This window comes from Euzebya sp., from assembly GCF_964222135.1.
Classification (GTDB): Bacteria; Actinomycetota; Nitriliruptoria; order Euzebyales; family Euzebyaceae; genus Euzebya.
Genome location: NZ_CAXQBR010000001.1, coordinates 81,338 through 99,669 on the forward strand (window position 1 = coordinate 81,338; position 18,332 = coordinate 99,669).

Sequence of the window (18,332 nt, forward strand, 5' to 3'; positions counted from 1 at the left end):
GGTGCGGCCCTACCGCCGGTGCAGCGCGGTGATCGGGTCGACGTAGTCGTAGCCGAGGTCGCGGGCGACGGCCGGCTCGGTGACCATGCCGGCGTGGACGTTCAGGCCGGCGGCGAAGCCTGGGTCCTGGCTCAGCTCGGCCTTCACGCCGTGGTCGGCCAGGCGCAGGGTGTAGGGGAGCGTGGCGTTGTTGAGGGCCAGGGCCGAGGTCCGGGGCACCGACCCCGGCATGTTGGCGACGCAGTAGTGCACGATGCCGTCGATCACGTACGTGGGCTCGGCGTGGGTGGTCGGCCGCGAGGTCTCGAAGCAACCGCCCTGGTCGATGGCGACGTCGACGAGCACGCTGCCGTCGCGCATCTCGCCCAGCATGTCGGCGGTGACGAGGCGGGGGGCGCGTGCGCCCTTGACCAGCACCGCGCCGATCACGAGGTCGGCGTCGAGCACCTCCGCGCGCAGCGTGCTGGTGGTGGAGTACAGCGACCGCAGGGCCGCGCCGAACCGTGCCTCCAGGCGGTCGAGGACGGCGAGGTCGCGATCGAGGACCGTCACGTCCGCGCCGAGGCCGATCGCCATCTCGATCGCGTTGACGCCCACCACGCCGCCGCCGATGACGACGACCTTGGCCGGCGCCACGCCCGGCACGCCCCCGAGGAGCACGCCGGCGCCGCCCTGGGCGATCTCGAGCGCGTGGGCGCCGGCCTGGACGCTCAGGCGCCCCGCGACCTGGGACATCGGCGCCAGCAGCGGCAGGCTGCCGTCGGGTCCGGCGATCGTCTCGTACGCGATGCAGGTCGCGCCGCTCTCGACCAGGTCGCGGGCCTGGTCGGGGTCCGGGGCCAGGTGGAGGTAGGTGAAGAGGACCTGGCCCTCCCGCAGCAGCGCCCGCTCGCCCGCCTGCGGCTCCTTGACCTTCACGACCATGTCGGCGCCGGCGAAGACCGCCTCCGCGTCGTCGACCAACGTCCCGCCCGCGGCCTCGTAGTCCTCGGCGGTGGCCCCGATCCCGTCGCCGCAGCCGCGCTCGACGAGGACCTCGTGCCCGTGGCCCACCAGCTCCTGGACGCTCGCCGGGGTCAGGCCGACCCGTCGCTCGCCGCTCTTGATCTCCGTGGGGACGCCGACGCGCATGTGCTCTCCAGTCCGGGGTGCCGGTGCTCACCGTAGGCGATCGGCCGCCTGCACATGGCCGCACAGGTGCGGTTCGACCGCGGTGCCCGTCCGACCCCGGCAGACTGGTGCTCGTGTCGCTGCTCAGCCGCTCCGCGGCCCGCCTCCCGCGGGTGCCGCTGCCGGGCCTGACCTGGGCGGTGCGGGCGTGGCTGCGCCGCAGCTTCGGGGAGCCCCCGCTCGACCAGGACGCGCCGGCCGGCGACGTCGGCCTGTTCGGGCCGGGCAGCGCGTCATGGCAGGTGTTCGGCGATGCGGCGTCGATCGTCGGCGGCGTCCGGTCCCTGCTGGTGCAGCTGACCCACCCCCTCGCCATGGCCGGCGTCGCCCAGCACTCCCGCTACCTCGACGACCCCCTCGGCCGCCTGCAGTCGACGTCGGACTACTTCGCGCTGATCACCTTCGGCTCGACGGCCGAGGCGATCGGCGTGACCCGCCGGGTGCGGGCCATGCACCGGAGGGTCGTCGGTCACGCGCCGGACGGTCGGCGCTACGACGCGGGGTCGCCCGAGCTGATCACCTGGGTGTCGACCACCGCCACCGCGAGCTTCCTCCGCAGCGACCGGGCGTTCGCCACGCAGCCCCTCGACCAGGACGGCCGCGACGCCTTCGTCGCCGAGCAGGCCCGCGCCGCCGCGCTGCTCGACCCGCGGGTCGACCTGGCCGCACTCGAGGCGCGACCGGACCCGGGCGCGGCCCTCCGCCGCGATGCCGTGGACCTGCCCTTGATCGACGAGGGGTGGCTGCCCACGTCCGAGGCCGGGCTCCTCGAGCGGCTGGACGCCTTCCGCCCGCAGCTCGCGGTTGGGGATCAGGGGCGCACGTGCCTGCGGTTCCTGCTGTGGCCGCCGGTGGACCCGGTCCTCCGCCTCGGCTACCTGCCCACCCTGGCCGGTGCGGTCGGCAGCCTCGACCCCCACACCCGTCGGCTCCTGGGCCTGCCCGTCGGCGACCCCGTCGCGGCCGGGCTGCGGTTGCACGCGGAGGTCCTGCTGATCGCCCTGCGCACCGCGCTCGCCCGCTCCTCCCCGAGCGCCGAGCGGGCCGTCGAGCGGAGCCGCGCCGCCTGAGCCTTGCGGCCACCGCCGGCCGCGCGCGAGACTTAACCGCGTTAAGTCACGTCGCGACCCAGGAGCCGACCGCCCGCATGCGCCCTCCCGACCCCCTGCCCCGCACCTGCATCATCGGCGCGGGCTCCTCCGGGATCGCCGCCGCCAAGGCCCTGTCCGACGCCGGCGTGCCCTACGACCACTTCGAGGCATCGGACCGGGTCGGGGGGAACTGGGCGTTCGAGAACCCCAACGGCATGTCGAGTGCCTACGACACCCTCCACATCAACACCTCGCGGGAGCGGATGGCCTTCGCCGACTTCCCGATGCCGCGGTCGTTCCCGACGTTCCCCCACCACAGCCACGTCGCCCGGTACTTCGAGGACTACGTCGACCACTTCGGCCTGCGGGACCGGATCACGTTCGAGACGACCGTCGAGCGGTGCGAGCGCACCTCCGACGGGTTGTGGGACGTGACCCTCCACACCGGGGAGACCCGCCGTTACGACGCGCTGCTGGTCGCCAACGGCCACCACTGGGACCCGCGGTGGCCCGAGCCCGAGCCCCCGGGGACCTTCGACGGCGAGCGCATCCACGCCCACGACTACGTCCGCGCCGAGCAGGTCAAGGACCGGCGCGTGGTCGTCGTCGGCATGGGGAACTCCGCGATGGACATCGCGACCGTCGCCTCCTACGTCGGCCGCTCCTCCACCGTGGCCGCCCGCACCCCCGCCCACGTGGTGCCGAAGTGGTGGTTCGGCCGTCCCCTCGACCAGTGGGCGACCCTGCCGGTGATGCACGTGCTGCCGTGGCAGGTCGCCCAAGCGGGCATGGCCGCGCTGATCCGCCTGGCGCGGGGACCGCTGTCCCGCTACGGCCTTCCCCAGCCCGATCACGGCCTGCTGCAGTCCCACCCGACGATCAGCTCGGACTTCCTGGTCCGCGCCGGCCACGGGGCGATCGACCTGCGCCCGGACGTCGCCCGGTTCGACGGCGACCGGGTGGTCTTCGCCGACGGGACCTCGGTCGAGGCCGACCTGGTGATCTACGCGACCGGCTACGACATCACGTTCCCGTTCTTCGACACCGATCTGATCAGCGCACCGGACAACCAGATCGACCTCTACCGCAACGTCGTGCACCCCGAGATGCCGAACACCGCGTTCATCGGCCTGGCCCAGCCCCTCGGCGCGATCATGCCGATCGCCGAACGGCAGTCGAAGTGGATCGCCGCGGTCCTGACCGGCCGGGCGCACCTGCCCGACCGCGACGCCATGCTGGCCCAGACCACGGCGAACCGCGAGGCGATGGCCCGCCGCTACCGCCGTGCGGCCCGTCACACCATCCAGGTCGATTTCGACGACTACATGTTCGACCTGCGCCTCGAGATGTGGCGCGGCCGGCGTCGCGCCAAGCGGGCCGGGCACACCCTGCAGATCCCGGCGCGGGCGACCGTGCAGGTGGAGGCCTGAGGGCCGTGCCCCTCGACGAGAGCCCCTGGACGTTCGACTCCGTCCGGGAGGTGTACGCCAACCCGTGGATCGCGGTGACCGAGCGCGTGGGGACCCGACCGGACGGCGCGCCCGCCCGGTACGGGATCGTCCACGCGAAGGTCGCCGTCGGCGTCGTCCCGCTCACCGAGGACGGCCGCGTCGTGCTGGTCGGGCAGTGGCGCGTCCCCCTCGACCGCTGGTCCTGGGAGATCCCCGAGGGAGGGGTGGACGACGACGAGGACCCGGACGGGGCGATCGCCCGGGAGCTGCGGGAGGAGGCGGGGTACGTGGCCGCCCGCTGGGAGCGCCTCGGCGGACCGGTCCACCTCTCGAACTCCCACTCCGACGAGACCGCGCTGCTCTACCTCGCGACGGACCTCACGCACGTCGGCGCGGCACCGGACGGCGACGAGGTCCTGGAGGTGATCACGCCGACGGTCGACGAGGCGATCGGAATGGTCGACCGGGGGGAGATCACCGACGCCATGTCGGTCATCGCGCTGCTGCGGTTCGCGCGCCTCGGTGGTGGGCCGACACCCGGCTAGCACCTGAGTTGCGTCCTGGGAATGGGCCGTTAGGGTAGGTCGGAGCTGTCCACGTGAGTGTGCGGGTCCGCCGGGCGGACCTGCGTGCCGTGGACGGCTGGTCACCAAGGTCGAGCGGGCCAGATGCCGGTGACCACCTGACCCCCCGTGTGCCGCACCTCCTCCGTGCAGGTCGGTGTCCGCACGTCCGTCCGGAGGAACGATGACCACGCACATCCGTGTCGATGGGCTGTACAAGGTGTTCGGCGCCAGACCCCGTCGCGCACTCGAGCTGGCGCGCGAGGGTCGCGACCGCGCGCAGCTGCAGGACGAGACCGGCCACGTCCTCGCCGTCGACGACGTCAGCTTCGAGGTCCAGCGGGGCGAGCTCTTCGTCGTCATGGGCCTCTCGGGATCCGGCAAGTCCACCGTGGTCCGCATGCTCAACCGCCTGATCGAGCCCACCGCCGGGACGGTCGAGATCGACGGCCAAGACGTCAACCAGCTCGACGCAGCCGGACTGCGACGGTTGCGGCAGGAGAAGATCTCGATGGTCTTCCAGCACTTCGCGCTGTTCCCGCACCGGACGGTGGGCGAGAACGCAGCCTACGGGTTGAAGGTGCAGGGCGTCGGCGAGACCGAGCGCCGCGAGCGGGCGGAGCGGGCCCTCGAGACGGTCGGGCTCAGCGGGTGGGCCGACCACTACCCCCACGAGCTGTCCGGCGGGATGCAGCAGCGGGTGGGCCTCGCGAGGGGACTCGCCACCGAAGCCGACATCCTGCTGATGGACGAGCCGTTCAGCGCCCTCGACCCGCTGATCCGCCGTGACATGCAGGACCTGCTCGCACAGCTGCAGGCCGAGCTCGAGCGGACGATCGTCTTCATCACCCACGACCTGAACGAGGCCATGCGGCTGGGTGACCGCATCTGCGTGCTGAAGGACGGCCGCGTGGTCCAGATCGGCACCGGGCCCGAGATCATCGGCGAGCCGGCCAACGACTACGTCGCGGACTTCGTCGCCGACGTCGACCGCTCCCGCGTCCTGACCGCGGATCTGGCGATGCGGGCCCCGCGCCGGACCTTCGCCCCCACCGACCACCCGCGCACGGTGCTCGAGTGGCTGGACGAGCAGGAGTTCAACGGCGCCTACGTGCTCGACGAGGACGCCTGCATCATCGGCGTCGCGCGGGACGACCGACTCGCCAAGGGCATCCGCGATGGCGCAGAGGACATCAGGGACCTCCTGACCCAGGACTACGCCCGCTCGATGCCCGACACGCTCCTGAGCGACCTGGCGACCCTCGCCGCGCAGCACACCGTGCCGATCGCGGTCACCGACGACGAGGGCCACCTGGTCGGCGTCGTGCCCCGCGCCCGACTGCTCGCCACGCTCTCCGGAGAGGAGACCCCCGCCCATGCCTGAGATCCTCGCCCAGGGCTGGATCCCCGACCTCGACCTCGCCGGGGGGATCGAGACGGTCGTCGACTGGCTGCAGGACAGCCTCGGCGTCGTCTTCACCCTCGTCCGCGACGTCGTGGGCTGGGGCGTCGAGCAGACCGAGACCCTGCTGACGCTGCTGCCCACCGCCGCGATGATCGTCGTGCTCACGCTGATCGCGTTCGCCGCCAAGCGCTGGGCCTTCGCGGCCTTCACCGCGGTGGCCTTCACCTTCATCGCGACGCTCGGCCTGTTCGAGGACACGATGCTGACCCTCGCGCTCGTCCTCGTCGCCGCGCTGCTCGCGGTGGTGATCGGCGTCCCCGTCGGCATCCTCGCCGCGCGCAACGACACGGTCAGCGCTGCCGTCAAGCCCGTCCTCGACTTCATGCAGACGATGCCGTCGTTCATCTACCTGCTGCTCGCCGTGGTGTTCTTCCGCATCGGCGTGGTCCCCGGCACGATCTCGTCGCTGGTCTTCGCGATGCCGCCCGCCGTCCGGCTGACCGAGCTCGGCATCCGCCAGGTCGACGCCGAGGTGGTGGAAGCCGCCGAGGCGTTCGGCGCCCGCCCCCGGGAGGTCCTCACCGGCGTGCAGCTCCCCTTGGCCCGCGCCTCGATCATGGCCGGCGTCAACCAGGTGATCATGCTGGCCCTGTCGATGGTCGTCATCGCCGGACTGGCCGGCGCCGGCGGCCTCGGCGAGCGGGTCGTCTCCGGCGTCCAGCGCCTGCAGGTCGGCCTCGGCGTCGAGGCGGGCCTCGCCGTGGTGATCCTCGCGATCTTCCTCGACCGCGCGACCGCCGCGTTCGGGACCGGCGCGCGGCACCGGACCGGCACCTCCTGACACCCACCAGAACCACCCGTACGACCCGATGAGGAAGGAAAGGCGAACGTGACCCACCTACGCCGAACACTTGGACGATCACACCTGCGCTGGCTCCTCGCCGTGCTGGCCTCCTGCCTGCTGCTGGCGGCCTGCGCCTCCGAGGACGGAGATGCCGGCGACGAGGAGGCCGCGGACGACGCGACCGACGAGGCCGCCGAGGAGACCGCCACCGAGGCGGCTGATGACGAGGCGGCTGATGACGAGGCCGCCGCCGACGGGGCCACCGAGGCGGCCGCCAACCGCTCCGGCGAGACCATCACCATCGGCTGGATCCCCTGGGAGGAGGACATCGCCGTCACGAACCTGTGGCACGCGATCCTCGAGGAGAACGGCTACACCGTCGAGCAGCAGCAGCTGGACGCCGGCCTGCTCTTCGACGGGCTGGCCACCGGTGACCTGGACCTGTTCCTCGACGCCTGGCTGCCCAACACCCACGCCGACTACTGGGAGGAGTACTCCGACCAGGTCGCCGACCTGGGCGTGTGGCTCCCCGAGGCCCCGCTGACCTGGGCCGTCCCGAGCTACCTCGAGGACATCAACTCCATCGAGGACCTGGCCGACAACGCCGAGATGTTCGACGGCCAGATCGTCGGCATCGAGTCCTCCGCCGGCCTGACGCGCATCTCGCGCGACGAGGTCATCCCGGCCTACGACCTGGGTGACTCCTACGAGCTCGTCGAGAGCTCCACCCCGGCCATGCTGGCCGAGCTCGACAACGCCATCGGCAACGAGGAGCCGATCGTGGTCACCCTGTGGCGGCCGCACCCGGCCTACGCCGAGTACGACATCAAGGACCTCGAGGACCCGCAGGGCGCGCTCGGCGAGCCCGACGAGATCCACGCCGTCGCCCGCCAGGGCTTCGCGGACGACTTCCCGGAGGTCGCCGCGGCGATGGAGGCCTTCGAGTTCGACAACGACACGCTGTCCGAGCTCGAGGTCCAGGTGCTCGAGGAGGAGGGCCAGGAGCTCGAGGCCGCCCGCGCGTGGCTCGAGGAGAACAGCGACTACGTCAACCAGTGGCTCGAGGGCACCGCCCTGGAGCTCTGAGCGACCCACCGGGCGCACCAGACGCCGACACCTGAGGAGAGGGCGGGCCGCACGGCCCGCCCTCTGCCGTGCGCCCCGGACGCCCCACGCGGACGTGACTCCCGGGCCGAAGTCCTCTAGGGTCGCCCCCACGCCTCAGGTGCGGCTTCAACCGCTGCTGCCGAGGCCGGTGGGTGGGACCGCACACGACAATCGTGGAAGTAGGTGGCCTAGAGCTCGTGTCCTCATTCCTGGACTACCTGTCCAGCAACTACGACGACCTCCTCGTGCAGGCGGCGGAGCACGTGCAGCTGGTCGCGATCGCGATCGTCGCCGGCACCGTGGTCGGCGTCCTCCTCGGGATCGTGGCGCACCGATCGAGCCTCCTCGCGCCCGCCATCCTCAACACCGAATCCGTCCTGCTGACGATCCCCTCCCTGGCGCTGTTCGCGCTGCTCATCCCCCTCGTCGGCATCGGACCGACACCCGCGATCATCGCGCTCTTCCTCTACTCCCTCCTCCCCATCACGCGGAACACCGTCGCGGGCCTCGCCCAGGTGGACGCGGCCGTCGTCGAGTCGGCACGGGGCATGGGGATGGGGTGGGCCCGACGGCTGGTGCGGATCGAGCTCCCCCTCGCGTGGCCGGTCATCCTCACGGGCATCAGGGTCGCCACGCTCCTGACGATCGGGATCGCCGCGGTGGCAGCGCTCGTCGGCGGGCCGGGCCTCGGCCAGGAGATCTTCTCCGGCATCCGGCGGCTCGGCAGCTCCGGTGCTGACCAACCCATCTGGGGCGGCACGCTCCTGATCGTCCTGATCGCCTTCGCGTTCGATGTCGTCTACCTCGTCATCGGGCGCCTCACGACCTCCAAGGGCCTGCGATGAGCCACGTGCAGACATCACCGACCGCTGCTGGCAGCGGACCCGAGCGCGAGGTCATGATCCACCTCGAGGAGCTGACGAAGCGGTTCCCCGGGCAGTCCGAACCCGCGGTCGACCGCGTGACCATGTCCATCCCGAAGGGCGAGATCGTCGTCCTCGTGGGCCCGTCGGGGTGCGGCAAGACCACCACGATGAAGATGATCAACCGGCTGATCGAACCGACCAGCGGCCGGATCGAGCTCGGCGGCGAGGACGTGACCGACACCGATCCCGACCAGCTCCGCCGTCGGATCGGGTACGTCATCCAGCAGATCGGGCTGTTCCCCCACATGACGATCCGCGACAACATCGCGACGGTGCCGAAGATGCTCGGCTGGGACGCGGACCGGATCGACGCTCGCGTCGACGAGCTCCTCGAGACCGTCGGGATGGACCCGGCTGCCTACCGCGGCCGCTACCCGAAGGAGCTGTCCGGCGGCCAGCGCCAGCGCGTCGGCGTCGCCCGCGCCATGAGCGCCGACCCCGACGTGATGCTGATGGACGAGCCGTTCGGCGCCATCGACCCGATCACCCGCGAACGGCTGCAGAACGAGTTCCTACGCGTCCAGGACGACATCAAGAAGACGATCATCTTCGTCACCCACGACATCGACGAGGCGATCAAGATGGGGGACCGCATCGCGATCCTCGAGAACCGTTCGCGCATCGCCCAGTTCGCCACCCCCGAGGAGATCCTGACCGCCCCCGCGAACGACTTCGTGGAGGACTTCATCGGCTCCGGTGCGTCGCTCAAGCGGCTGCGGCTGACTCGCGTCCGCGACATCGAGTACGCGAGCGACCTGCCGACCGCGCAGCTGTCCGCACCTGTCGAGGACCTGCGGCGCCAACTCGACGCGAGCGACTGGACCGCGATGCTGCTGCTCGACGAGCGCGGCCGGCCGCAGCGCTGGGTCAACCCGAAGGACCTGCGCAGCGAGCGCTACCGGGAGGGCCAGCCCGGCCTGCCGGTCAACGCCGTCGTCGAGCCGCAGGCCACCCTGCACGACGCGCTCAACGAGATGATCGCGTCGAACGCCGGCAGCGCCGTCGTGGTCGATCGCACGGGCGGCTACCAGGGCGTCGTCGACATCGACAGCGTCATGGTCGCGATCCAGCAGATGCGCGAGGAGAGCAGCCGCTTCTACAAGGCCTACAAGCAGACCGAGGTCGAGGTCGGGCCGTGAGCGACGCTGCCCTCCTCGAGGACGACGTCCCGACGGGCACCGGTCCCGTCGACGATCGGCCTGACGTCTCGCACGAGACCGCGACGAGCACCTGGCGGAAGCTGGTCCGCTACGGCGGGCGCCCGCTGGTCATCGCCCTCGTGCTCGGCGGCCTCTACCTGTACGTCACCGGGATCGAGTGGGACTCCGTGGAGCAGCGGACCTACACCTGGGACTTCATCACCCCCCGGTTGACCCGGCACCTCTACCTGACGTTCGTGTCGACCGCGATCGTGCTCGTGATCGCCATCCCCCTCGGCATCGCCGCGACGCGGCCGGCGCTGAAGCGCGTGCAGAGCTTGATCCTCGGCCTGGGCAACCTCGGCCAGGCGATCCCGTCCCTGGGCCTCATCACCCTGCTCGTGCTGTACATCGGCACCGGAGTGCGGCCTGTGATCATCGCTCTGGTCGCCTACTCCGCCCTGCCGATCATCCGGAACACGATGGTCGGCCTGCAGCAGGTCGACCGGAACCTCCTCGAGGCCGCGCGGGGCATGGGCATGTCGCCGCGGCGCGTGCTGCGCACGATCGAGATGCCCCTCGCCGTCCCCGTCATCCTGGCGGGCGTGCGGACCGCGCTGGTGATCAACGTCGGCACCGCGACCCTCGCCTACCTGTACGGGGCGGGCGGGCTCGGCGAGATCATCTTCCGCGGCTTCCAGTTGAACCGCGACTCGGTCCTCTACACCGGGGCGCTGCTCACCGCCGCCCTCGCCCTGCTGATCGACTACCTCGCCAGCTTGGTCGAGGAGTGGCTGACACCCCGCGGCCTGTAGCCGCCAACCCGTCCTGACATGACCACAACCCCGAATGGTGTGATCTGCGTGAAACTCCGTGCCTCGGCACTCCTGCTCGTCCTCGCCCTCGCCGCCGCCGGCTGCTTCGGCGGGAACTCGACCTCGAGCGGCGGTGAGGGACCGCTCGAAGGGGCGGAGATCACCATCGGCTCGAAGGACTTCGATGAGCAGCTCGTCCTCGGCCACATGTCCCGGATCCTCCTCGAGGAGAACGGCGCCGCGGTCACCGACCGCATCAACCTGGGCGGGACCGATGCCACCCGCTCCGCGCTGACCTCCGGTGAGATCGACCACTACTGGGAGTACACCGGCACCGCGTGGATCTCCTTCTACGAGGAGGACGACCCGATCGACGACCGCCAGGAGCAGTTCGACGCCGTGGCGGAGCGCGACCTCGAGGAGAACGACCTCGTCTGGGTGGCGCCAAGCCAGTTCAACAACACCTACGCGCTGGCCTACGCCTCCGACGCGGGCGATGAGCTCGGCAACCCCGAGTCCCTGGCCGACCTCGGGCCGATCATCGAGGAGACGCCGGAGCTCGCGACCCTGTGCGTCGAGACGGAGTTCCCGGCCCGCAACGACGGCCTGCCCGGGATGGAGGCCGCCTACGGCTACGAGTTCCCCGAGGACAACGTGACCGTCCTCGACACCGGCGTCGTGTACGAGTCCACCGCCGCCCAGGACCCCTGCTACTTCGGTGAGGTCTTCACGACCGACGGCCGCATCGCCGAGCTCGACCTCGTGGTCCTCGAGGACCCCGAGCAGTTCTTCCCCCTCTACAACGCCTCCCCGGTGTTCCGGAGCGAGGTGTACGACGAGTACGGCGACGCGATCGACGAGATCTTCACGCCGGTCGCCGAGGCGCTCGACAACGACACCATGGCCAGCCTCAACGCCCGCGTCTCGGGCGAGGAGGCCGCCGACCCGGCCGACGTCGCACGGGAGTACCTCGAGGAGGAGGGCTTCATCTCCGCCGACGAGTAGCCCGGCCGATGCCTCGCGCCGCGTAGCCTGCGCTCGCATGAGCATCACGAGCGAAGTCGGGCGCCTGCGCGAGGTCATCCTCCACCGCCCCGGGCTGGAGCTGAAGCGGCTGACGCCGGCGAACAAGGACATGCTCCTGTTCGACGAGCTCATCTGGGTCTCGAAGGCCCAGGAGGAGCACGACTCCTTCGCCCGGCTCCTGCGCGACCGGGGCGTGGCGGTCCGGCTCTTCGCCGAGCTCGTCACCGACGTGGTCACCGACGCCGAGATCGCCGCCGAGGTCATCGCCCGCCGCGCCACCGAGGACACCTGCGGCGTGGAGCTAGTCGACCGGGTCCGCGGGTTCCTGTCCGACCTGCCGCCGGCCGACCTGGCCGACCACCTGATCGGCGGGCTCACCGTCGACGAGGTGCCCGGCGCGGGGGAGGGCTTCGTCGGCGGCGTGCTCGGCCCGACCGCGTTCCTGGTCCCGCCCCTCCCCAACGCGGTGTTCACCCGCGACCCGAGCGCGCACCTCTACGGCGGGCGGATCCTGTCGCCGATGCACAAGCCGGCGCGCCAGCCCGAGCGGCTGCTGTGGCGGACCGTCTACGCCCACCACCCCGACCTGGCCGGCCGGCCCCTGTGGTACGGCGACCGCGACGCCGACTACTTCCCCGCCACGATCGAGGGCGGCGACGTCCTGGTGCTCGGCGACCGGGCCATCGCGGTCGGGGTCAGCGAGCGGACGTCGCCGATCGCGGTGGAGAACCTCGCAGCCCGGCTGTTCGCCGCCGACGAGGTCGACTTCGTGCTCGCCGTCGAGCTGCCCGTCGGCCGCGGGACGATGCACCTCGACACGGTCATGAGCCTCCTCGACCGCGACGCGATCGTCGTGTGGCCGCGACTGCCGTCGGTGGCCCGGACCCACCGGATCGAACCGGGCCGCAGCGGCGGGGCGGCCGGCCCGACCATGGCCGTGCGGGAGGAACCGGACCTGCTCCGCGCGGTCGCCGAGGCCATGAGCGTCGACGACCTGCGGGTCATCACCACCGGCGAGGACGAGGTCGCGAGCGACCGCGAGCAGTGGGACGACGGCAACAACACCCTGGCGATCGGGCCCGGCGAGGTCATCGCCTACGAGCGCAACACCGACACCAACCGCCGCATGCGCGACGCCGGGATCACCGTCCACGAGATCTCGAGCTACGAGCTGCCGCGCGGCCGCGGCGGCCCGCGCTGCATGTCGTGCCCGGTGGTGCGCGACCCGCTCTGAGCCGGGGGCAGGAGACGGCGGTGGCGACGTCGAACCCCCGGATACCGCCATCCGACCGCTGCCCCGGGAGACCCCCATGCGCCGCACCCTCCTCCTGTCCGCCCTGCTCGCGCTGCTCTGCACGGTGATCCCGCCCGTGGCCGCCCAGCCCGCCGATCCGCCAGCGGACGTCGTCGTGGCGGGCTTCGAGCCGGTCGCCGTCGCCCGTCCCGGCGAGGCGGTGCAGGTGGCCGGGGTGCTGGGGGAGGGGCAGGCCGGCGACGACGCCCCGTCGTTCCTGTCGACGGGCGTGCGGCTGGCGCTCCACGGACCCGACGGCCAGGTGGTCGACCTCGGGACGGCGACCTCCGGGGAGGATGGGGCGTTCGCCGTCGACATCCCGGCGGACGTGACCGCGCAGATCGCGCCCGGCGAGCGGACCGGGTGGCGCGAGACCTGGGCGGTGCGGGCGACGACGGCGGATGGGAGGGCCGTCGCCGGGGCCGCGCCGGTCACCTTCGCCCAGGAGGCCGGCGTGCAGCTGGACTACGACTTCACCTCGTCGGTGGGGTGGGTGAAGCCCGGTGAGGCGTACCCCGCGCGGGTGATCCTGTCGAACTTCGACGCCGCCGCGAGCGGTCCGCACACCGTCACGATCGCTCCGGTGGACGGGACCACGGTGACCGAGGTCCGCTCCGCGACCGGCACCGCGTCGCTTGCCGCCGACGGGTCGGTGACCTGGACCGTCGACGAGCTCGCGGCAGCCGCCGACGCCGGTCCCACACGCGCGGTGCTGGTCGTCGAGTCCGTCGCCGACACGACCGGCCAGGACCCCCAGATCGTGTGGAAGGACCTCTCGGCCACCGCCGTCCTCGACGGCGGGCAGCCCGCCACCGCCCACGGACCCAAGGTCATCCCGCCGGACGAGCGCTACGACACCGCCCGCTACGGCGACCGGCCGTTCCCCGTCGTGCCGGTCGACTTCACCGACTTCAGCCACCTCGAGGAGCACGACGCCGCCCGGCTGGACGAGATCGTGAACTCCCCTGAGTTCGAGGGCTCCACGTTCAACCTGTTCCAGGAGATGAGCTACGGCCAGCTGTTCCCGGACGGGCTCGTGCCCTCCGCCGGGATCGAGACGGCCGACTTCGCCTACGAGGGCACCGACGGCGAGGGCATCGACTTCCACACCGCCCAGGTGCCGCCGCCGAACACGTGCACCGGCGTGCACACCCCCGAGGCCGCCGGGACCCCGCTGTACCCCGAGCGCATCACCGACGGCTGGTACCAGCTGCCCGGCACGACCGGCTACTACGGCCAGGACTCCGGCGGCTCCGCGGTGCTCCCCGCCCTCGGCGTGCCCGTGCCGGCCAGCATCGACGACGGCTGCGGCGACACCGGCAAGGCCGTCTACGACGCCGCGGCGATCGCCGACCCGGAGATCGACTACAACGACTTCGACACCGACAAGGACGGCGTCGTCGACTTCTTCATGATGATCTTCGTCGGCTGCGGCGGGAACGGGGCCAGCCAGCTGGCCGCCGGTGCGGACTGCACCCACGGGCCCGTGCCGGGCGCCCCCTACGACAACCTCTGGCCGCACTCCTCGACGCTCGAGGCGGGCTTCCGCGACGCCGAGACCGGCCTGAGCGGGTACATCTCCGACGACCGCCTGACCGACCTCGAGGGCAACCTCCTCTTCTACACCGACGAGACCTACACCACCCTGACGACCGAGGACACCGGGCTGCCCGCCTACGTCCGCGTCGGCCCCTACAACGTGAACCCCGAGACGGTCTTCGACGCCGCGTCGGTCATCAGCCACGAGTACGGCCACTCCCTGGGGCTGCCGGACTTCTACTCGAACGGCGGTCTGGACCTGTACGGCACCTGGAACCTGATGGCGTCGGACTACAGCCAGCACATGGACGCCTACGGCCGCCAGGAGCTCGGCTGGGTCGTCCCGACCGAGATCCCCGAGGGCACCAGCGAGCTCGAGATGGTCGGATCCAAGACCGACATCAACCGCATCGAGTGGGTCACCCCTGACGGCGAGCCCTACGTCCTCGAGGGGCCCGACGTCCACAACGGGCAGATGTACCGGGCCGGGCTCCCGAGCCGGATCCTGATCGACCCGGCGCTCGTGGAGAACGGTGCCTCGCCGTCGCACGTGTGGTGGTCGACGTCGGGCAACGACTACGCCTGCCCCTCGTCCCCGAACAGCCGCGCCCTCGACATCCGCCTGCCCCAGCTCGCCGACGTCGAGCCCGGCACGCCCGTCGAGCTGTCCTTCGCGAGCCTGTTCCACATCGAGTGGGACTTCGACTACGGCTTCGTCATGGTGACCACCGACGATGGCGAGAGCTACACCGCCCTCGAGTCCCAGGCCGGCTTCACCACGCCGGCGACGCAGAACCCGAACAACGTGGCCTGCCAGGCCGAGTTCGGCAACGGCATCACCGGCACCACGCAGTCGCACGAGGACGGCAGCGTCGAGGTGGACCGCCTGCTCGGGAGCTACCCCGAGAACGACGGGTTCGCGACCGACACCTATGACCTGAGCGAGTACGCCGGGCAGGAGGGCGTCGTCCTCCGCTTCGCCTACGTCACCGACGTCGGGCTGGCCGAGCCCGGCTGGTTCATCGACGACGTCGCGGTCACCGCCGACGGCGAGGAGCTGTACGCCAGCGACTTCGAGGACGGCCCCGACGACCCGCTGATCTTCAACGGCGGGTGCGACCCGGACTCCGGCCTCGGCACCGCGCCGATCTGCTCCGACGGGTTCACCTACGTGTCCGCGACCGACGGCGCCCCCCAGGACCACGCCTACTACCTCGAGCTCCGCGACCGGTCGGGCTTCGACCTCGACGGCTACGGCCAGAGCGACCGCGGCGAGATCACCTGGACCCCCGGGCTGTCCCTCGGCTACACCGACGAGGCGTACAGCTACGGCAACGTCTCGAACTCCGAGCACCCGGGCCAGCACGTCCTCGACGCCGTGCCGGAGCCCGGCTCGACATCGCCCGACCTCGACGACGCCGCGTTCAACGCCGGCGAGGCCTACTCCGACGGCGGGGACGGCCACGTCGACAACTACGTCGACCCCGAGTCCGAGGACGGGAGCTGGCACTTCGCCTACGACTGCCTCGACCTCGAGGTGCTCGAGATGGCCGGCGACGAGGGCGAGGAGCGCGCGGACGACCTGACCGCCACCGTCGAGGTGACGCGCGGCAGCGGCTGCGCCGAGCGCGACTACGGCTACGAGCAGTTCGATCTGGACGTCCAGCGCCTGGCCGGCCCCGGTCGCGTGCAGACCGCGGTCGAGGTCTCGAAGGCGGCGCACCCCGACGGCGCCACCACGGCGCTGATCGCCCGCGCCGGTGACTTCCCCGACGCGCTGGCGGCCGCTCCGCTCGCCACGGCCGTCGACGGCCCGGTGCTGCTGACCGACTCCGCCTCGTTGGCCCCGGAGGTCGACGCGGAGCTGGAGCGCCTCGGGGTCGAGCAGGTCTACCTGCTCGGCGGCACATCGGCGCTCTCGCCCGCGGTGGAGGACGCCCTGGGCGGCTACGAGGTCACCCGGCTGGCGGGCGAGGGGCGCGTGCAGACGGCCGCGGCGGTCGCCCGTGAGCTCGCCAGGCTCACCGGTGGCGTCGACTCCGCCGTCGTCGTCCGCAGCGACCAGTTCGCGGACGCCCTGGCCTCGTCCAACCTCGCCGTCCCCGGCCGGGACCCGATCGTGCTTACCGGCACCGACGGGCTCGACGCCGACGCGGCGGCCGTGCTCGACGAGCTCGTCCCCGACGGCGCCACGGTCTTCCTCGCCGGTGGCACCGCGGCGCTGTCCGAGCAGGTCGCCGCCGACGTGGCCGACGCGGGCTTCGACGGCCGACGGCTGGCCGGCGCGAGCCGCTTCGCCACCGCCCAGGCCATCACCCGCGCCGCGCTCAACCGGTCCGGGTCGTCGTTCTCCACCGCGGTGCTCGCGAGCGGCGCGGACTTCCCCGACGCCCTGACCGCCGGCCCGGCCGCCGCCCAGCTCGGTGGCCTGCTGGTCCTGGTCGACCCGACCACGTTGGACGGCTCCCCGGAGTCCCGGACCCTCCTCGCGACCAACGCCGGCTCCCTCCGCCGGCTGTACGTCGCGGGCGGCACCGCCGCGGTGTCCGAGGGGCTGGTCGGCGAGGTGCTGACCGCCCTCGGTGCGGACTGACCGGGGTAGGCTCGGCCGGCGATGCGGAGGATCCTGGTCACCGGCAGCGCGGGGCACCTGGGGGAGGGGCTGGTCCGGGTCCTGCGCGAACGCGGTGACGAGGTCGTCGGGCTGGACCTGCTCGCGTCGGGGCACACCGACGTGGTCGGGTCGATCACCGACGTGGACCTGGTCCGGGACGCGGTCGCCGGGGTCGACGCGGTCATCCACACCGCGACCCTGCACAAGCCCCACGTCGCCACCCACTCCCGCCAGGACTTCGTGGACACCAACGTCACCGGCACCCTCACCCTGCTCGAGGCCGCGGTGGCCGCCGGCGTCGGGGCGTTCGTCCTGACGTCGACGACCAGCGCGTTCGGCCGCGCGCTGTCGCCGGGTCCGGACCAGCCGGCGGCGTGGATCACCGAGGACGTCGAGGGGGTGCCGAAGAACGTCTACGGCGTCACCAAGACCGCGGCGGAGGACCTCGGTGAGCTGGTCCACCGCGACCACGGCCTGCCCGTCGTGGTGCTGCGCACCTCCCGGTTCTTCCCAGAGGCCGACGACGACCCGGCGGTCCGCTCCCGCTTCGACGACGACAACCTCAAGGCCGTCGAGTACCTGCACCGGCGGGTCGCGCTCGAGGACGTCGTCGACGCCCACCTCCTCGCCGTCGAGCGCGCCGCGGACCTGGGGTTCGACCGGTTCGTCATCAGCGCGACCACCCCGTTCACCCGGGTGGACGCGCCCGCGCTGCGCCACGACCTCGCGGGCGTGCTCGACCGCCGCCTCCCGGCCTGGCGCGCGGCGTTCGACCAGCTCGGCTGGACGCTCCCGGCCGGCCTCGACCGGGTGTACGACAACGCGCGCGCACGAGCGCAGCTGGGCTGGTCACCGCGGTGGGACGTCGGCGCGATCCTCGACCGCGCCGCCGCCGGCGACGGCGTCCGCACACCCCTCTCGCAGGTGGTCGGGGCGAAGGGCTACCACCCGGGTGGTCTGGTGGACGGCATGTACCGGACGGGCTGAGGGCCCACCCATCGACACCTGGGGTCAGGGCCACTCGTCGCGGAGCAGCCCCTCGACGGTGCGGGCGACGACGGTGATCGGCCGTCCGCGGCGGATGAGCGACCGCAGCTCCAGGCGGCGGGACGGGCTGCCCAGCTCGGAGGCGGCCCTGCCCAGCGCGCGGCCGGCCGCGGTCAGCGTGCGCTCCTCCGGCGCCAGGCCGACCAGGGCCTCGAGCAGCTGGCGCTCGGAGTCCGGCAGGCGCTCGAGTGCCCGCTCGGCGTGGTGGCGCATCTCGCCGCGCGCCACCTCGACGGCGGCGCAGACGTCATCGAGGTCGATCACCGGACCGTCGCCCGCGTCCCACGCCGCCTTGCCGACC

The 18,332-nt window shown here is 72.1% G+C and carries 14 protein-coding genes and 1 pseudogene; 13 read left to right on the forward strand and 2 right to left on the reverse strand.

Annotated features, from left to right (window positions below; all coding sequences use genetic code 11):
* Positions 1-9 precede the first annotated feature (9 nt).
* Positions 10-1,131: an alanine dehydrogenase gene (gene ald / locus ACEQ2X_RS00405; protein ID WP_370323759.1), complete on the reverse strand. Its 1,122-nt coding sequence runs from the start codon at positions 1,129-1,131 to the stop codon at positions 10-12.
* A gap of 113 nt (positions 1,132-1,244) precedes the next feature.
* Here ald and ACEQ2X_RS00410 point away from each other — a divergent pair, with 113 nt between their 5' ends.
* From ACEQ2X_RS00410 to ACEQ2X_RS00470, 13 genes are all read left to right on the forward strand, one after another.
* The gene (locus tag ACEQ2X_RS00410) at positions 1,245-2,240 is read left to right on the forward strand and encodes an oxygenase MpaB family protein (protein ID WP_370323760.1); all 996 of its coding nucleotides are present in this window, start codon (positions 1,245-1,247) and stop codon (positions 2,238-2,240) included.
* Between the two features lie 77 nt (positions 2,241-2,317).
* Positions 2,318-3,691 carry a flavin-containing monooxygenase gene (locus ACEQ2X_RS00415; RefSeq protein WP_370323761.1) on the forward strand — a complete coding sequence of 458 codons (1,374 nt, stop codon included), beginning with the start codon at positions 2,318-2,320 and terminating at the stop codon, positions 3,689-3,691.
* Positions 3,692-3,696: 5 nt separating this feature from the next.
* Positions 3,697-4,257, forward strand: coding sequence for an NUDIX domain-containing protein (locus tag ACEQ2X_RS00420; protein ID WP_370323762.1), 561 nt, complete (start codon positions 3,697-3,699; stop codon positions 4,255-4,257).
* Between the two features lie 202 nt (positions 4,258-4,459).
* Positions 4,460-5,659, forward strand: coding sequence for a glycine betaine/L-proline ABC transporter ATP-binding protein (locus ACEQ2X_RS00425; RefSeq protein WP_370323763.1), 1,200 nt, complete (start codon positions 4,460-4,462; stop codon positions 5,657-5,659).
* Complete coding sequence (locus ACEQ2X_RS00430) at positions 5,652-6,521, forward strand: ABC transporter permease (protein WP_370323764.1); 870 nt, start codon at positions 5,652-5,654, stop codon at positions 6,519-6,521. Before ACEQ2X_RS00425 ends, ACEQ2X_RS00430 begins: the two co-directional genes overlap by 8 nt.
* Positions 6,522-6,623: 102 nt before the next feature.
* Positions 6,624-7,610: a glycine betaine ABC transporter substrate-binding protein gene (locus ACEQ2X_RS00435; protein ID WP_370323765.1), complete on the forward strand. Its 987-nt coding sequence runs from the start codon at positions 6,624-6,626 to the stop codon at positions 7,608-7,610.
* Positions 7,611-7,828: 218 nt separating this feature from the next.
* Positions 7,829-8,476: an ABC transporter permease gene (locus ACEQ2X_RS00440; RefSeq protein ID WP_370323766.1), complete on the forward strand. Its 648-nt coding sequence runs from the start codon at positions 7,829-7,831 to the stop codon at positions 8,474-8,476.
* Positions 8,473-9,696 (forward strand): ABC transporter ATP-binding protein, encoded by a 1,224-nt coding sequence (locus ACEQ2X_RS00445; protein WP_370323767.1) that lies wholly within the window; start codon positions 8,473-8,475, stop codon positions 9,694-9,696. Before ACEQ2X_RS00440 ends, ACEQ2X_RS00445 begins: the two co-directional genes overlap by 4 nt.
* On the forward strand, positions 9,693-10,511 hold the full coding sequence (locus ACEQ2X_RS00450) for an ABC transporter permease (RefSeq protein WP_370323768.1): 819 nt from the start codon (positions 9,693-9,695) through the stop codon (positions 10,509-10,511). Before ACEQ2X_RS00445 ends, ACEQ2X_RS00450 begins: the two co-directional genes overlap by 4 nt.
* A gap of 48 nt (positions 10,512-10,559) precedes the next feature.
* Positions 10,560-11,516, forward strand: a complete 957-nt coding sequence (locus tag ACEQ2X_RS00455) for a glycine betaine ABC transporter substrate-binding protein (protein ID WP_370323769.1) — start codon at positions 10,560-10,562, stop codon at positions 11,514-11,516.
* Positions 11,517-11,553: 37 nt separating this feature from the next.
* A complete protein-coding gene (locus ACEQ2X_RS00460) occupies positions 11,554-12,771 on the forward strand; it encodes an arginine deiminase (protein WP_370323770.1) in 1,218 nt (405 codons plus the stop codon).
* A 76-nt stretch (positions 12,772-12,847) separates the two neighbouring features.
* A complete protein-coding gene (locus ACEQ2X_RS00465; protein WP_370323771.1) occupies positions 12,848-16,963 on the forward strand; it encodes a cell wall-binding repeat-containing protein in 4,116 nt (1,371 codons plus the stop codon).
* A gap of 21 nt (positions 16,964-16,984) precedes the next feature.
* On the forward strand, positions 16,985-17,971 hold the full coding sequence (locus ACEQ2X_RS00470; protein WP_370323772.1) for an NAD-dependent epimerase/dehydratase family protein: 987 nt from the start codon (positions 16,985-16,987) through the stop codon (positions 17,969-17,971).
* 24 nt (positions 17,972-17,995) lie between these two features.
* On the opposite strand, the pseudogene ACEQ2X_RS00475 reads toward ACEQ2X_RS00470, so the two are convergent.
* Positions 17,996-18,332 (reverse strand): annotated as a pseudogene (locus ACEQ2X_RS00475) (hypothetical protein); the annotation flags it as partial.

What these genes read in the sequence shown, in the direction of transcription:
- ald (WP_370323759.1), bottom strand. Translation starts at nt 1,131, where the DNA reads ATGCGCGTCGGCGTCCCCACGGAGATCAAGAGCGGCGAGCGACGGGTC.
- ACEQ2X_RS00415 (WP_370323761.1), top strand. Translation starts at nt 2,318, where the DNA reads ATGCGCCCTCCCGACCCCCTGCCCCGCACCTGCATCATCGGCGCGGGC.
- ACEQ2X_RS00425 (WP_370323763.1), top strand. Translation starts at nt 4,460, where the DNA reads ATGACCACGCACATCCGTGTCGATGGGCTGTACAAGGTGTTCGGCGCC.
- ACEQ2X_RS00430 (WP_370323764.1), top strand. Translation starts at nt 5,652, where the DNA reads ATGCCTGAGATCCTCGCCCAGGGCTGGATCCCCGACCTCGACCTCGCC.
- ACEQ2X_RS00445 (WP_370323767.1), top strand. Translation starts at nt 8,473, where the DNA reads ATGAGCCACGTGCAGACATCACCGACCGCTGCTGGCAGCGGACCCGAG.
- ACEQ2X_RS00460 (WP_370323770.1), top strand. Translation starts at nt 11,554, where the DNA reads ATGAGCATCACGAGCGAAGTCGGGCGCCTGCGCGAGGTCATCCTCCAC.
- ACEQ2X_RS00465 (WP_370323771.1), top strand. Translation starts at nt 12,848, where the DNA reads ATGCGCCGCACCCTCCTCCTGTCCGCCCTGCTCGCGCTGCTCTGCACG.
- ACEQ2X_RS00470 (WP_370323772.1), top strand. Translation starts at nt 16,985, where the DNA reads ATGCGGAGGATCCTGGTCACCGGCAGCGCGGGGCACCTGGGGGAGGGG.